This is a genomic window from Spirosoma arboris (assembly GCF_009754945.1).
GTDB lineage: Bacteria > Bacteroidota > Bacteroidia > Cytophagales > Spirosomataceae > Spirosoma > Spirosoma arboris.
The window spans coordinates 286,073-301,661 of record NZ_WPIN01000004.1 but is presented as its reverse complement, the minus strand read 5'-3'; the positions used below and the strand labels follow the sequence as shown (position 1 = coordinate 301,661).

At 48.5% G+C, this 15,589-nt stretch carries 13 protein-coding genes; 2 read left to right on the top strand and 11 right to left on the bottom strand.

Translation table 11 applies throughout. From position 1 onward, the window contains the following. Positions 1–11: 11 nt before the first annotated feature. Together GO755_RS12350 and GO755_RS12345 are read left to right on the top strand one after the other, a co-directional pair. Entirely contained in the window at positions 12–1,361 is a 1,350-nt protein-coding gene (locus GO755_RS12350; protein WP_157585130.1) for an HTTM domain-containing protein, read from the top strand. After that, complete coding sequence (locus tag GO755_RS12345) at positions 1,339–3,762, top strand: TonB-dependent receptor domain-containing protein (protein ID WP_157585128.1); 2,424 nt, start codon at positions 1,339–1,341, stop codon at positions 3,760–3,762. The genes GO755_RS12350 and GO755_RS12345 overlap by 23 nt, the downstream gene beginning before the upstream one ends. A gap of 130 nt (positions 3,763–3,892) precedes the next feature. Here GO755_RS12345 and GO755_RS12340 read toward each other — a convergent pair whose 3' ends face one another. The 11 genes from GO755_RS12340 to GO755_RS12290 form a co-directional block, all read right to left on the bottom strand. Continuing rightward, positions 3,893–5,524 carry a SulP family inorganic anion transporter gene (locus GO755_RS12340; protein WP_227686938.1) on the bottom strand — a complete coding sequence of 544 codons (1,632 nt, stop codon included), beginning with the start codon at positions 5,522–5,524 and terminating at the stop codon, positions 3,893–3,895. A gap of 85 nt (positions 5,525–5,609) precedes the next feature. Beyond that, a complete protein-coding gene (locus GO755_RS12335; protein ID WP_157585124.1) occupies positions 5,610–5,900 on the bottom strand; it encodes a hypothetical protein in 291 nt (96 codons plus the stop codon). A 125-nt stretch (positions 5,901–6,025) separates the two neighbouring features. After that, positions 6,026–7,393, bottom strand: a complete 1,368-nt coding sequence (locus tag GO755_RS12330) for a HAMP domain-containing sensor histidine kinase (RefSeq protein WP_157585121.1) — start codon at positions 7,391–7,393, stop codon at positions 6,026–6,028. Positions 7,394–7,396: 3 nt separating this feature from the next. Then, the gene (locus GO755_RS12325; RefSeq protein WP_157585120.1) at positions 7,397–8,080 is read right to left on the bottom strand and encodes a response regulator transcription factor; all 684 of its coding nucleotides are present in this window, start codon (positions 8,078–8,080) and stop codon (positions 7,397–7,399) included. Between the two features lie 338 nt (positions 8,081–8,418). Next, positions 8,419–9,633 carry a sialidase family protein gene (locus GO755_RS12320; RefSeq protein ID WP_157585118.1) on the bottom strand — a complete coding sequence of 405 codons (1,215 nt, stop codon included), beginning with the start codon at positions 9,631–9,633 and terminating at the stop codon, positions 8,419–8,421. A 99-nt stretch (positions 9,634–9,732) separates the two neighbouring features. Continuing rightward, positions 9,733–12,075, bottom strand: a complete 2,343-nt coding sequence (locus GO755_RS12315) for a TonB-dependent receptor (protein WP_317165854.1) — start codon at positions 12,073–12,075, stop codon at positions 9,733–9,735. A 115-nt stretch (positions 12,076–12,190) separates the two neighbouring features. Then, positions 12,191–12,568: a hypothetical protein gene (locus GO755_RS12310; RefSeq protein WP_157585116.1), complete on the bottom strand. Its 378-nt coding sequence runs from the start codon at positions 12,566–12,568 to the stop codon at positions 12,191–12,193. An 80-nt stretch (positions 12,569–12,648) separates the two neighbouring features. Beyond that, positions 12,649–13,056: a hypothetical protein gene (locus tag GO755_RS12305; RefSeq protein ID WP_157585115.1), complete on the bottom strand. Its 408-nt coding sequence runs from the start codon at positions 13,054–13,056 to the stop codon at positions 12,649–12,651. Further along, positions 13,046–13,840, bottom strand: a complete 795-nt coding sequence (locus tag GO755_RS12300; protein ID WP_157585113.1) for an MbnP family protein — start codon at positions 13,838–13,840, stop codon at positions 13,046–13,048. The genes GO755_RS12305 and GO755_RS12300 overlap by 11 nt, the downstream gene beginning before the upstream one ends. A gap of 272 nt (positions 13,841–14,112) precedes the next feature. Next, positions 14,113–14,490 carry a hypothetical protein gene (locus GO755_RS12295; protein ID WP_157585111.1) on the bottom strand — a complete coding sequence of 126 codons (378 nt, stop codon included), beginning with the start codon at positions 14,488–14,490 and terminating at the stop codon, positions 14,113–14,115. 130 nt (positions 14,491–14,620) lie between these two features. Next, positions 14,621–15,532, bottom strand: coding sequence for an NAD(P)/FAD-dependent oxidoreductase (locus GO755_RS12290; protein WP_157585109.1), 912 nt, complete (start codon positions 15,530–15,532; stop codon positions 14,621–14,623). Between the last annotated feature and the right edge of the window lie 57 nt (positions 15,533–15,589).

The following is a 15,589-nucleotide window of genomic DNA, read 5'->3' as shown; positions in this document are numbered from 1 at the left end:
CATCTATTTTCATGCGGAATTATCTTCGCAAAACTACCTCGGCGGCTCCACTCGCTGTTTTCAGAGTCCTGTTCGGATTGATGCTCTTCGGGAGCATTGTTCGTTTCTGGAGTAATGGCTGGATTGTGGATTTATACATTACCCCACACTACTTTTTCCCTTTCTACGGATTCGAGTTTGTAAAGCCATTGGGCGAATACACCTATGTGCTCTTTGCCATTTGCGGCCTGTCAGCTCTTCTGGTGGCTATTGGGTTGTTTTATCGCGTGGCGATGATAAGCTTGTTTCTAAGTTTTACATACATCGAATTGATTGATAAAAGCACGTATCTGAACCACTATTATTTCACCAGTTTGGTTTGTTTACTGCTGATTTTTTTGCCCGCTCATGCCTACTTTTCGGTGGATGCTTACCGTCGTTCTGGTTTACTCGCCGATCAAATTCCGGCCTGGTGCATCGACTCACTGAAACTATTTGTGGCGTTGCTCTATCTGTTTGCCGGTTTAGCCAAACTAAACAGCGATTGGCTCCTCCACGCTCAGCCCCTGCGTATCTGGCTACCCGCGCACAACGATCTGCCCATCATCGGTTTTTTGTTCAATTACTCCTGGATTCCTTATTTATTTAGTTGGTTCGGCTGTCTATACGATTTGTCGATTCCATTCCTGCTCTGGAACTCGCCAACACGACCCTGGGCTTATGTGGCCGTCGTGGTTTTTCATGGCTTAACAGCTTTGTTGTTCCCAATCGGAATGTTCCCTTACATCATGATGGTGACGGCGTTGATTTTCTTCTCCGCCAGTTTTCACAAGGAACTCATTCGGCAACTTGGGAACTGGCTATCCATACCCGCCAGCTTTCTATGGCCCAAACGAGTGTACACGTATCAGCCAGTAATTCGCAATTTTGTGCTGGGTCTGTTTGCCATTTTCTTTGCCATCCAGATCCTGTTCCCGTTACGCTACCTGGTTTATCCGGGCGAGTTATTCTGGACCGAACAGGGCTATCGATTTTCGTGGCGGGTGATGTTGATGGAGAAAACGGGCTATGCTCAGTTTACGGTTAAAGACAAGTTGGGCCACCAGACCATTGTCAACAACGCAACCTTCCTGACTCCCCTGCAGGAAAAAATGATGTCGACTCAACCCGATATGTTGCTGCAATACGCGCATATTCTCCGGGATTACTATACCCAACGCGGCTTTCGAAACCCGGAAGTCTATGTGGATTCTTACGTAGCGCTGAACGGGCGTTTAGGAAAACCACTGATTGAGCCGACCACCAATCTGGCCAATCAACAGGACTCATTTACCCACAAAGAGTGGATTACCTCCTTCCATGATACGATTTACGGTTTTTAGTTTTTTGGTCGTTTGTCTTTTCGCTACTTCTACCTTCGCCCAGTATCAGCTCTCGGGAACGGTGCAGGCTCGGCATGATAGTGCGGCCATAAAAGGCGTTACGATTTACCTCGATAACGGGAAACGGCAGGCAGTGACCGATAGCCTCGGCCAGTTTACGTTTACCAATCTGCCCAATGGCCAATACGTACTGCACACCAGCGCCCCCGATTTCAAGGCCAGCAAACAGACCATTGCCCTCGCCGGACGCGACCAGTCGATACGTATTCTAGTTGCCAGTCGGCAGGAAACCCTTGCCGAAGTGACCGTCACCGATAAACAATCCGACTTCGGCTTTACCCGCATGCGGGGTGTGGAAAGCATGGGCATTTATGAGGGCAAAAAGTCCGAAGTCATTATTCCCGAACAGCTCGTAGCTAACTTATCAACCAACAACGCCCGCCAGATTTACGCTCGGGTGGCTGGACTCAATATCTGGGAAAACGAAGGAGCGGGTCTCCAGTTAAGTATTGGCGGGCGTGGGCTCGACCCCAACCGAAGCTCGAATTTCAATGTCCGTCAGAACGGTTACGATATCAGTGCAGATGCTCTGGGCTACCCAGAAAGTTATTACACCCCGCCTACCGAAGCTGTGGGCCGTATTCAGATTGTGCGCGGAGCCGCTTCACTCCAGTACGGCACCCAGTTTGGCGGATTGCTCAACTTCGTCATGAAGAAGCCCATTACCGACCGTAAGTTTGAGCTTACTGCCCGGCAAACCATTGGCTCTTTTGGCTTTTACAATGCCTTTACCAGTGCCAGCGGTACGGTGGGAAAGTTGAGTTATTACACCTTTTTCCAATACAAAAAAGGCGACGGCTGGCGCCCCAATTCTCACTTCACCAACTACACTGCCTTCGCCGATGTCGACTACCACTTCTCGGAGAAAACCACACTGGGTGTCGACATTACCCAAATGAGCTACCTGGCTCAGCAACCCGGCGGCCTGACCGATGAGATGTTTCGGGAAGATCCCCGCCAAAGTAATCGGGAGCGCAATTGGTTCAAGGTCAACTGGACGATGCCCGCTCTGCACTTCGACCATAAGTTCAACACCAACAATGAGTTCAACCTGCGTCTGTTTGGCTTATACGCCTATCGGTATTCGCTGGGTTTTCGACCCAACCGGGTGGCCAGCATCGATGACAATAGCGAACGCGATTTGATAAAAGGGGATTTCCAGAACTATGGGGCCGAAGCGAGGTATTTGAAACGCTATTCGATTGGTAAACAACAGGCCGTTATGCTGGTAGGAGGTCGTTATTATCATGGCTTCAATCACAGCGTTCAGGGCTTGGGAAGTACAGGAAAAGACGCCGATTTCGACTTCATCACCGACGCTCATGCCATCTCTTACGACTACCGATTTCCCAATCGAAACGTATCGGCCTTCGCCGAAAACATCTTCTATATCGGCGAGAAACTTTCGATTACTCCCGGCGTTCGCTTCGAATATATCAAAACGACTGCTGATGGTTTTTACGGCACCATCACCCGCGACTTAGCCGGAAACATCATCAACTCAGTCAGTACAACAGAATATCGAACCAACGGGCGTCAGTTTTTGCTGGGAGGCATTGGCATCAGTTATAAACCATTTACTCAGTTAGATATCTATGGAAACCTGTCGCAGAATTATCGGTCCATCACCTTCACCGACATGCGAATTGCCAATCCCTCCTCGGTGATTGACCCCAATATGCAGGATGAAAAAGGGTACTCGCTGGATGTGGGCATTCGTAGCACACAAACGACACTGTACAATTTCGATGTGAGCGCATTTTATCTGAACTACAACAATCGCATTGGCGAAGTGCAGTTTTCAGATGTCAATGACCGGGTGCTACGTCGTCGGGGCAACATTGGTCAGGCGGTGATTATGGGCATTGAATCTTATGCGGAAGGTGATTTTCTGCGGTTAGCTAATCCCGCAAATCCCAACTTGAGCGGGGTCATTTTCGCCAATGTGGCCCTGATTCATTCGACTTACAAAGCCAGCGAGATTGCGGGGGTTGCCGGTAATCAAGTGGAGTTCGTTCCCAATCTGAATCTGAAGAGTGGGCTTCGACTGGGTTATAAAAATCTGAAAGGTTCGTTTCAGTACACGCATTTGTCGAATCAGTTTTCGGATGCGACCAACGCGACGGACGGGGGCGTGTCGGCAGTTCTGGGGTTGATTCCGGCCTACACGATTCTGGATGCGAGTCTATCGTATCAGTTCACTCGCTTTCGTTTGGAAGGCAGTCTGAATAATCTGGCCAACACGGCTTACTTCACCCGCCGGGCAACGGGGTATCCGGGGCCAGGCATTTTACCTTCCGATGGTCGGAGTTTCTATTTGACGGTACAGGTGAAGTTGTAAAATGATCTTTTCTCGTTTTCGCTCGGCTTTGCCAAGCGAAAACGAGAATCCCTCTTAGTTGATCATCATTATAGTGGTCAACTAAGAGGGATTCATCATGTTTATAACAAGCATCCGATGCCTTATGGCATTACTGCATCGATACGCTTCCAGCCGTTCGGAAGTTGCTGACGAACTCTTTTGATGTATGGACGGCCGGCGAATCGGCTACACGACTTGGTAAAAAGATAAGCCGAATATTCCGCTGACGAGCCGACGTACCAAAGTTCTGAATGGCCGCAACTACATCACTATCAATATAAGACGACTCAGTCCCGTTGATTTCGACGATCGAGTTATCGGGAATGCTCTTCAGGAGTTTGACCAATTTGGCTTTGCTCAGGAACGATACGTGGTCGCCCAGGCTTACATGAATCCGCTTTATATCGCTATCCCATTCCGTTCGCACACGGTGCGTATTCTGGTAATGATCGCGCAGGATGAAGAAAATCCCCGTTGCCATTCCGATACCAATACCTGTCAGCAGGTCGGTTAGCAGGATCGCCAGCACAGTTACGACAAAAGGAATAAATTTCGAAATACCTTCGGCAAAAACAGCTTTGACGATCTCGATACGCGCCAGTTTATAACCTGTCACTAACAGAATGGACGCCAGACTAGCCCACGGAATTTTGTTTAATAAGGTGGGTAATGTTACTACGCAGACCAGCAATAGCGTTCCATGAATAAGCGCAGCCAGTTTCGTTCGAGCGCCCGCATTGATACTGACCGAACTTCGTACGATAACCGATGTAAGTGGAATACCGCCGATCAAACCGCTCACCAGATTACCAATTCCCTGCGCTTTTAACTCGTGATTGGCTGGTGTTTTTCGCTTAAGTGGGTCCAGTTCGTCAGAAGCTTCTATTGCTAACAGGGCTTCCAGGCTTGCGACGAGCGCAATCGCTACAGCCGATGTGTACACGAGCGGGTTACTCCACTGCGAGAAATCAGGCAGGGTAAACAACTGGAAGAAAGCCGACGCACTTTCGGGAACAGGCAGTTGAACAACATGATTGCCCTTCAATACCCATTCAGGAGAAATCACCCGAACCAGTTCATTGATGCATATACCCAGCACCACGACCACTAACGCAGCCGGTACGTTTTTAGCAATAGCCCGCTGCTTAAAAGCGGGACGTTCCCATATGTAGAATACGGCCAGCGATATTAACGTAATGAGAATTGCCACCCCACGAAACTGCCCGAGAGCCATGTGCAGTTGCTCAATAATATTAAATCCGCCCGGCTGAAAGAGTGTCATCCCTTCCGCAGCATCCGCATCATACCCAACAAGGTGCGGCAGTTGCTTAAGAATCAGGATAATACCAATACCCGCAAGCATGCCTTTAATGACCGACGACGGGAAGAAATTACTGACAATACCGGCTCGGGCAAACCCCAACCCGATCTGAATAAGGCCAGCGATACACATAGCCAGCAGGAAGGCAGGGAACGAGCCCAATGCCTGAATAGCACTTATCGTAACGACAATCAGGCCCGCTTCTGGGCCCGAAATACTTAAGGCCGACCGGCTAAAAATACCGACGACGAGACCGCCAACAATACCGGCAATAATACCCGCAAACAGTGGAGCGCCCGAAGCCAGTGCGATACCCAGGCACAAGGGCACCGCCACCAGAAACGAAATCGCTCCGCCCCGGATGTCGCCCTGTACATTGCTGAAATCAATAGATTGAGAAATAGGTTGTTTCGTGTTCATGTTCATTGTCTGGTTGTATTTCATACGTAAATGGTAGGCCATTTACATAGTATATTCCGTTGAGTTTGGTAGGTGAAGGATAGGCTTATAATTTATTGGCTACCACTGGATTTGGCCCTGCATCTGACTGGCTCGTTGACAGTTGTCTTACGGTAGACTTTTCGATTTGCCGTAGCCGTTGCTCCAATCGAACTTTCTCCATGTATAATGAATCGGCTCGCTGGCTTTCTGCTTCGTATTGGGCCCGGTATCGATTGTTGTTCAGGCGATTATCGAAATAAATATTGTAGGCGATAAGCACCCAAATCAATCCCCACACGACTATCCAACTGGCAGGTTTTCTAAAATTAGTCTTTTCATCAACGTTGTTATCCATGATTCAAAATGGTTTATAATCCACTCGGAAATTCAGATAACAAAGTTCGTTTAATAAACTACAGCCTTAATTAAGGGCCTCTTAGAAGGTGATGAGAGACTAGTTAGAAGATGATTAGAGATCGATTAGAACTTCTTGGGGAGACGAATGACAAAGGTTGTACCTCGTCCAATTTGTGAAGAAACATGAATCTGGCCGCGGTGGAGCTGAATGATGCGGTACGTCAAGGGTAGGCCAACACCATGCCCGTGGATTCGTTTGACGTTTTCAGCGCGGAAGAAGGGCTCGTAGATACTTTTTAGATCGGTTTCTGAAATGCCAATACCTTCATCTTTAAACGTAATCGTTACCCATTGTTCATCGGCACCCAAAATGACGTCGACGCGCTTTTTCTCCGAAAACTTACAGCCGTTTTCCATAAGATTGAAAAAGGCCGAGTACAACAGTGATTTGTTCCCCTCCAGCGTGAGTGAGGACTGAACCTGATCTGTTTCGCCTTCGAACGAGAAAACAACGGCGTAGTCAGATTGCCGGTTCATGAGCATCTGAGCAGCCTGATAAATAACTTCATCGACACTTACCTCACTGAATTTCAGAGGTGTAGCCCCTAAACTTACGAGAGTCAGGTCGAGCAGATTATTTGTTAGTTTGTTCATACGCTGGATCACGCCCAAGGCAGCTTTCCATTTTTCCTCGTGCTCTTCGACCGTGCGTCGTTTGAGCAATGTCACTTCAATCTGCCCTGTAATGATGGTGAGCGGAGTACGCAATTCGTGCGATGCATTCGCCACAAAATTTCGCTGGACTTCAAAAGCCTCCTGCACCCGGTCGAGCATCAGGTTAAACGTGTGGGCAAGTTGAGCCAATTCGTCATGATCGCTACCGGCCGTTACACGTTGGTCCAGATTCGATGCGGTAATTTGATCGACCTGTTTCACTACGTCAGAAATCGGCCTCAGCGTTCGGCCGGCATAAGCCCAGCCTACGACAGCCACTAAAGCCAGACTGCACACCAGCCCCACAATCATGATTGTCCCTAAATGACCGATCTCTTCTTTTCCATACTGGTCATAAGCGGAAGCAACCAGTACGTATTCCTGATTTTTATGCTGATAGGTAAAGCCAACAATTTCAGATCGGTTTTTCCGAAAAAAGATCTCTTTCTTCGTTCGGATAAGCGTCAAGACCTCGGAGTTTACAATCGAGCTATCCCGTGTTGAGTACAGAATTCGATTGTTGTGGTCGTAAACATTGATTTGTTCTTCGGGAAGCGCTGTAATGTTGTTGCGTTCGATAATCCGAAATAGGCGGAGGTCAATTTCTTCTTCATCCAGTAGAAGCCGGGCCACATTCTTGGCCTTGTCGCTTAATCGACTATAAAAATCGCGTTGACGAAAATACTCTGCCGTGGCATACACAACACCCGAAAACAGGAGCAGAATAGCCGCTACAATTCCCACGAACGTAACCAACAGGCGAGTGCGTATTTTCATAAGCTAATCATCGGTGGCCTGCATAATATAGCCAATGCCACTAATTGTATGAATCAGTTTGAGTGGAAAATCCTTATCGATTTTCTTACGTAAGTAGTTGACGTACACATCTACTACGTTGGTGCCGGTATCGAAATTGAGATCCCAGACATGCTCCATAATTTCGTTACGGGTAAGTGCCTTATTCTGGTTCTTCATGAAAAACTCAAGCAATGCCAGTTCTCGTGCCGTCAGCACTAACTTCTGATTACCCCGCTTGACCGCTTTGCTTTGCTGATTAAATTCGAGGTCGGCAATTTTAAGTATCAACGCTTCCTGTGATGCAGCTCCACTCCGCCGATTAAGTGCCCGCAAGCGAACAACCAGTTCTCGAAATTCGAAGGGTTTCACTAAATAATCGTCGGCACCAGCCTCAAATCCGTTGACTTTACTGTCGGTACTACCAAAGGCTGTCAGCATCAGAATAGGCAACGTATCAAAGCGATTCCGAATCATTCGGCACAGGTCGAACCCGTTAATGACCGGCAGATTTACGTCTAAAATCACGGTATCGTATTCGTTTTCGGCCAGTCGCTGCTGTGCTTCCATAGCATTGCCCGCCGTATCAGCCTCAAAGTCGTACTCCTCTAAACCAGCCTTAATGAGTGAAGCAACCTCCCATTCATCTTCAACAATCAAAATTCGCATAGTCGTGTCTTCTGACAGCGGTTGATCAAAACAAAGGCTAAAGTAAGTCGGTAGAAACCACTTTTATAGCATACCGCACCCAAAGGCCCGCTAAATAAAACGCAGCGGTCTGGTTTAATGTTGGCGGGAGGATTATGTTAAGTAATGTGAATACGGGGCAGCGTGATGCCGTGGGCATCTAATGTTTATAGAAAATTCGAATTGTCATCTTCCAAGCATGCCGAAGGTATGCTACCATTCGCCTATTGTTGCATACCTTCGGCATGCCTTCTCCACGAGGCTTTTCGGCATGCTATAAACATTTGACACCTACGGCATCCTAATGTTGAATTATACGTCTACTGAGCCTCCAGAAACCGCACGACGACGACCGTATTCTGTTTATCCTTTGTCTGCTCATAGGCAACTAACGTCCCATTCTTTGTGCCCAACACAGCGGGGTAAGTCGCGTCAACCGATTCGAGTGTGAGGTATGTAGTGGGACTAACGACTCCGCCGACTACGGTTCGCATGCCAATACGTTGTACGAATGAGCCCATTTCGCCAGAACCATCTTTGGAAATCGACTCGTCCCAAACCCATACCAGTCGCCCGCCAGCAGACGCGATTTGCGGGTGTTTCGCCCGATTTGATAACACACTGGATACCAGCTTATCAGAACCCAAACGAGCCAGCCGTAATCCGGCGGCATCTTCCTTTCCCGAAAACCAGGTAGCCAGAATATCATTGCCTACCTGTGCCACTACTGGACCCGCATGCGGGCACGCATTGACCTGCCAGTGATCGGCAAATAAGACTTGCGGCTTACTAAATGTTTTGCCGCCATCCATTGAAACAGCTGTACTCATATCACGGGATGCGATTTCACCGGATTTGGCAGCGGGCAGTAAATCACGATAGGTCAGGTGAATGTATTTTTTAGCATCGATAAATACATTCATGCGGCAGCATTGGCAGGCATTATCATCAATCAACACCGCCGAACCGAAGCCTTTTCCTTTCGTTGTCTGTGCAAACACCACTGGCCGACCTTCCCGATTCGGCAGCTTCTCATCGAGCCAGGCCACGCCAATTTCCCCATTCGGCAGACGCGTTATGTCACTGAATGAATGACTCTTACCCGGTGTAGCATCCTGATGAACCGGCTTGGGGTCAGTCCAGGTTTGGCCTTTGTCGGACGACACTGTATAGAGCAGATCACCCGCAAATCGTGATGCCGGTGTGGGATTCGGCACTTCAAATACGGCTAGCAACGTACCGTCGGCTTTTTCGGCAATCTTCGGCATACCTTCCGCGTGAACCGAGAGCGTAGTGGGCGCTTTCACCCGAATCTTTTCGCCAAAGGTTTGTCCGCCATCTTTTGAAATGGCGAAGTAAAAAGCGCTGCCTTTATCGCCTTCTTTCTCGGCCCAGCTTAGTAGTGGATTACCGGAAGCATCAGTCGTCAGGCGTGGTACTGCCCCAACGAATTGCGGGTTAGAAACGGAGGTTTCCTTGGTTGGCTTTTCAGCAATCAGGCCGAAAAGGAGGAGTGTAACTACTAAGCTTTTCATGGTCTGTTTATTTTTAACACGGAGATACGGAGGCAGCACGGAGTACACTAACTTTCTCCGTTTACTCCGTGAGACCTCCGTATCTCCGTGTTTAGTAATTTATTTGCCTGAAAAATTATACTGAACGCCGAACACAAATGTGCGCGGAGCTGCTGGGGTGTAGGTGGTGCGGTCAGTAGCATTGTTACCACGTGTAGCGTTGGTGGCGAAGAGTGCGTTGGTGACGTTCAGGATATTAGAGAATACCTCGATGCCTTTCCATTGGTAACCTACCCGAACGTTCGCAAAATCGTAGCCGCCATAGTTAACCGTATTGGTCTGGTTCTGATACCAGCTCGCTACGTGTTGCCACTCCACCGATGTCCGGAAATTCTTCAACCAGGACGGGTAATATGAAATTTCGGTATTCCAGAGCGTGCGCGGAGCAGATGGCATATCTTTTCCATTTACGTTCTGTAGCGCATCAGAAGCCCGCTGACTGAGGGTAAATTCAACAAACTGATGTACAGCATGAGTGCCCCCAAAGCGAAAAAACACTTGTTTCGAAGGTCGGTACGTAATGCCCAGCTCAACACCTCGGTGCAGCGTCCGACCTGCTGATTGATAGTCCGTTGAGTTATCGGGCTGGCGGATGCTGAGCAGTTCGTTCGTGCCATTCATCTGATAAAGCGCGGCATCGACATACACTTTATTGTTCAGCAACGAAGCCCAGCCACCGATTTCCATGTTATCGAACTTGGCGGGTTGCAGGTTGTAATAGAACTGATCGCCGGAAGCGGTGGGCGTGGTTCGTTTCAGGAAAATCGACGTAAGGGCAGGTGGCGAAAAGCCTTTGGCATAGTTGGCGTACAAGCCCTTGCCATTACCTAAATCATAGGTCGCCCCGATTTTCGGAGTGGCCTGACTATAGTCTTTGTTCCCTGAGCTTTTATCCAGCGCATTCGTATAATCGAAAGCCATACGGTCGTAGCGCAAGCCTGCCGATACGCGGAATTTGGGCAACGGTTCAAAATCATACTGCACGTAAGCTGCTACATTATGAATATCGGCCTGGTAGTTAGCCAGTTGAATGTCAGGACGTTCAGCCAAGAGTGTGTATTTGACCACTGATTTTTTATCGGCTCGCAACTCGGCTGCCATATCGGTCTGATACGCGTAATACGTATTAGGCGAAAGGTCGACCGTGGCACCGACAATAAGCTTGCTGTTCAGAAAATTCAGCCGTTGCGTATGTTGGGTAATGAAGCCGTAACTCTTGAAATCATTGCTGTTAATCTGCCCTGTTGCCGTTGTCGCGCCCGTTGTCCAACGAATCGAATACGCCGGATTTTGGCCTACGCTGTTGTTTCGTACAAAGGCCGTTATGAACGATTGCGAACCGTCTTTCCAGTCATGTTCCAGTGTCAGGCGGCTACGTAACGAGACCGTTTTTCGATACGTAAAATCGGTAGTACTAACGTATTGACGGGCAAAAAAGGCTGTACTGTCTACGCTGCCACTAGTTTGCGAATTGTAGTCGTTATAAGACAGCGTGCCGGTCAGGCGGGTTCTGGGGGTGAAGGCGTATTCGAGTCGGGCAAAGTATGAGGACTTGTCGTAATCTGAACTGGCTAACCACGAATTGCGCTGCCGCGAGACAAAGCCACCTACATAAATTCCGAATTTGCCCTGCCTCGCTCCTGCCCCAACCTGAAGTCGCTGATAACCCCACTGGTCAACCTGAATACCAACACGAGCGGTTGGTACAGCGGTCGGACGTTGCGTGATGAAATTTACCGCTCCCCCTACCGCTTCCGGCCCATAAATCGACGACACTGGCCCTTTGACCACCTCAATTGAACTGACCGTAAACTGATTCATTTCGAGCAGCGCATTATGATTAAACACGCCCATCGGTCGAATCGGCACACCATCTTCCATGTACAGGAAATACGCATTGGTGGTCATCGGTTGCCGAATGGCCATCATGTGCTGCTCGTTGTTGAGGTTCACCATGAGCACACCCGGCGTTTTGTTGATGACCTCGTAAATGCTCGTGGGCTTGGTTTCGTTGATCAGTTTGGCCGATAGTTTGGAAATCGCAATGGGCGTTTCAGTACGTAGCGCAGCCTCCCGATTTCCCGTTACAACTACCGTCTGGAGATCTTCGGCGGCTGGTTCAAGGGCAATCTGAAGCGGCTGCCCAGGTGTTACCGTAATCTCCTGGCGACGATAACCCACCGCCGATACGATGACTTTTGTCGGGCTAGTGGCTAATGAAAAATGGCCATTTGCATCGGTAACGGCACCCGATTTACCATCGGCCCACGACAGCGTGACGCCGGGCAGAGGTTCCTTGGTTTGGGCGTCGAAGACAAGCCCCTGTTTTACATCCTGTGCGGAAGCAGAACATACAATGATTGCCCATAACCAAGCGGTTATGAGTAACTTATAAATTTTCACAATGATGTTAGTTTAAGTCAGAAAACGACACATTTAGACCTATAGGATTTTAGAAAACGCTCCGGCATAGTCTGCCGTTGCGAGCCTGACATATAGGTCCTTTTGCGAAAACGGCTTAAACTTGGGGCGGCTGAAACAGGCTCTCTAACGGAGCTACATACGAAGGAAATCGATACGCTGGAAAGCCAGCAGACAGGAGCAACTTCCAAACCGGAATGAACTGAAACAAAAAGCCTGCCTGATAAAAGAGCTGAATAACCGGCGAATTCTGTACACGTTCGGTCGTCTCTTTATCCTGCTTTTCCTGTTGTGCTTTTAGTTGTTTAGCCAGATAACACTGCCCATCGCAGTGAAGTTGGGGCTTATTGCGGTTCTCACAAAGTACACGAGCAATGTAATCTTTATCGAGCTGATAATGCGCAATAATTCCCCATTGGCTAACCGTCGGTAGCAATGTCGCAAACAGCAAAATATAGAGTACAAGTGTCCGCATAAAGTTTTTTTTACTACTAAAGCAAAAAGCAGACCAGAAGCATTTCTTATAAATAGCTATCAATCAACCTATTAAAGAAATTAATTATTAGGCGCTTTTTGCTGAATCCATTTGTATACCAGCGCAATCGTCCCTGCGGGCAAACGACCGGTCGGCGGCATCGGATCACTCACTGAGTTCATCTGGATATAGAGCACACTTTGTTCAGGATGCAACGTATCAACGAGTTGATGCTTCCACAATTGGCTATACGCAACCGACGCCGACAGGTCGACATTACCCTTCGGATTAGGGCTGAGATGGCAACCCGATAAGCTACAGTTTGTCGAAAATATCGGCTGAATATCGCGCTGAAACGAGACTGTAGCCGGCAACGTAACGGGTGGATCGACTGGTGTTTTGCTACAACTCAGTAGCAAACTCAGGATCAGTAGCTCAAGCGCCCGACCTATAGCCCAACCAGTTGCGCCATTGGCATTATTCCTCATAACGAAACATGGCTGGTATGTTGTTGGTTACCTTATTGGCTACTGTCAGATTACTAAAAGGCGTCGCTTTGTTCTCGGTTTTCAGATTCAGTCCTTGTAGAAGTTTGGCGTAGTCGATGGTGATGTGAACCTCCTGTCCCTGCCCCGGTGAAATCGTGAATTTTTCCGTCGGCATGGTGATCGTCTTCAATTCATCGGCCGTGCCTAGCTGATAACAGAACGGCTGAAACTGGGCCAATGGCGCATTTTGGGCTTTGGTCGTGTCGACACCACCCTGTACATTGACGAACATATAGCCTTGATTCGTTGAGCCAAACCACATACTAGGTTGTTGAGCCGATAGCGCACTCGTAGCTGGATAACTGGCAGGATTCGCCTGGTTAGTTGTGGCATTCAATCCTACCAGAAAGCTAACAGAGCTATACTCGCCCGCTGGCAGTTGCTGCACCCGGAACTGTTCGAATTCCTTCGTTTTCAAAATAATAGCGCTGTCCAGCGACACCGTCGAGCCGTCCGCTTTAATCGCCTTGACGCCTGAAACGTACAATTGAGCCAGGGTCAGGTAAATACGGTGGCCATTGCCGTCCTGATAAATTGTGCCGTAGTCGTCCACCTCACTGCTATCCAGATTAGTGTGCAGATGCAGGTATACGGTACCAACCGGCGTTGGCGTTACCGATTCATTTTTCTGACAGGCACTCAGCCAGACCACGACAATCAGGCTGGCAATAAAAAGAATACTATATCGATATGACATGGTTAGGTCTACTCGAATTGTGAGCATTCTGGATTGATAGAAACGAAATGATTATCGAACACGCATCATCACGGCGAATGATGAGCGTGTTTCCCCGGAAAACAAAGGCAGATTGGTCACCTAAATAAACTCAGGACAAATCACAAACAACTCGTTGCCGACAGGGAAAGCGTTGGTTTATGGTTGCGATTGAGCTCGCAAAGACCGCAAAACAGAATGTGAAGTAATTAAATTGTACCCACGGGCTTCAGCCCGTGTATGAGTTAGCTAGAAACACTGAAGCCCGTGGGTACAATCAACTAAGCCTGAGGAGGCTGAAAAACGGCGGCCAGGGGCACACGATAATCCGACAGTAGGTAAGTTGGTAATTGGTGCACAAACAATCGAATGGATTGCGGCACCATCAGAAAAGAACTAATCTCGGAGCAGAATAACGTAATGATCGGCATATGCTGCAAGCGGGCAGCGGTCTCTTTATCATGTCGATCCTGTTGGGCCTTCAGTTTTTTCGCCAGATAGCATTTGCCATCACAATGCAGCTGAGGCTTATCGCGGTTTTCACAGAGAACACGGGCGATATAATCCTTATTGACATGATAATAAGCAATGGTCCCCCACTGACTGACTGTTGGCAGTAGTGTTGCGATCAGGAGGATATAGACCAGTGCGATTTTCATCTGGAACAAAGGTACAGCACGATAATCAAGGCTGTTCTTTTTCGAGCAAAAACTTATGTAGTGCCGACCGGGAAGGTCGGTAGAGAAATAGATAGCTTCACGACCGACCGGGACGCTCGGCACTACATTGTTAAAAAGCCTCCTCAATCATCTCTTTGTTGATCCAGACGGCCGTTCGCAGCCCATTGGTTCCAGCCACCATCACCTGGCGCATCATGGTATGCGTATCCCCAGCCGCAAACACGCCTGGCACATTGGTTCGGCCCCACTCATCTACCTGAATAAAACCCATGTCGTCATACAGGCAACCTAATTGCTCACCGATAGTAGATGCCTGACGAACAGGGACTCGTGCAAATAAAGCAGTTAGTGGGTAATGCGTTTGATCTTCGAGTAACAGGCCACTTAACTGACCATTCTGGTGAGGAATTGACGAAATGGGCGTTTCAATAATCTTGATTTTATTACGTTGAAAGGCTGCCGTTTGCTCATCCGATAACGTAGAAGGACCATTTGTAAATAACGTAAAGTTGGCGCTCCAGTGCTGAATCAACCGCCCGAACTCAAAGCCAGCATCGCCATTTGCCAACACGCCCAATGGCTGACCATGCACCTCATAACCATGACAATACGGACAATGCAGCACCGAAATACCCCAGCATTCCGCGAAACCGGGAATGGGTAGAAGTTCATCGGTTAGTCCTGTGGCAAGCAACAGTCGACTGGCGGAATAGGAAGCCCCAGCCTCTGTCGTGACAACAAATTCGTTTGCTTGTTTTACTGCCGTCGTGACCGTAGCGGTTTCAATCATTACGGTTGGATAAGCCAGTGCCTGCTGTCGGGCAATAGCCGTTAACTCAGCGGGTGTTGCTCCATCTCGCGTTAGAAAACTGTGCGAATGGGGCGTCTGCCGATTGGCCGGTTTTCCGCTATCCAGCACCAATACCCGACGCAACGACCTACCCAATACTAGCGCAGCACTTAAACCGGCATAACTGCCACCAACAATAATTATTTCGTAGTCTGAATGAAATGAAGCCATGAATGTATACCTGAATGAAATTCTTAAAACACTGAATTATTGACTTTTTGGAACAAT

Bases quoted from the DNA above. Each gene is read 5' to 3' on its own strand.
- GO755_RS12330 (WP_157585121.1), bottom strand. From the start codon at position 7,393: ATGAAAATACGCACTCGCCTGTTGGTTACGTTCGTGGGAATTGTAGCG.
- GO755_RS12340 (WP_227686938.1), bottom strand. From the start codon at position 5,524: ATGAACACGAAACAACCTATTTCTCAATCTATTGATTTCAGCAATGTA.
- GO755_RS12320 (WP_157585118.1), bottom strand. From the start codon at position 9,633: ATGAAAAGCTTAGTAGTTACACTCCTCCTTTTCGGCCTGATTGCTGAA.
- GO755_RS12310 (WP_157585116.1), bottom strand. From the start codon at position 12,568: ATGCGGACACTTGTACTCTATATTTTGCTGTTTGCGACATTGCTACCG.
- GO755_RS12350 (WP_157585130.1), top strand. From the start codon at position 12: ATGCGGAATTATCTTCGCAAAACTACCTCGGCGGCTCCACTCGCTGTT.
- GO755_RS12325 (WP_157585120.1), bottom strand. From the start codon at position 8,080: ATGCGAATTTTGATTGTTGAAGATGAATGGGAGGTTGCTTCACTCATT.
- GO755_RS12295 (WP_157585111.1), bottom strand. From the start codon at position 14,490: ATGAAAATCGCACTGGTCTATATCCTCCTGATCGCAACACTACTGCCA.
- GO755_RS12345 (WP_157585128.1), top strand. From the start codon at position 1,339: ATGATACGATTTACGGTTTTTAGTTTTTTGGTCGTTTGTCTTTTCGCT.
- GO755_RS12305 (WP_157585115.1), bottom strand. From the start codon at position 13,056: ATGAGGAATAATGCCAATGGCGCAACTGGTTGGGCTATAGGTCGGGCG.
- GO755_RS12300 (WP_157585113.1), bottom strand. From the start codon at position 13,840: ATGCTCACAATTCGAGTAGACCTAACCATGTCATATCGATATAGTATT.
- GO755_RS12290 (WP_157585109.1), bottom strand. From the start codon at position 15,532: ATGGCTTCATTTCATTCAGACTACGAAATAATTATTGTTGGTGGCAGT.
- GO755_RS12335 (WP_157585124.1), bottom strand. From the start codon at position 5,900: ATGGATAACAACGTTGATGAAAAGACTAATTTTAGAAAACCTGCCAGT.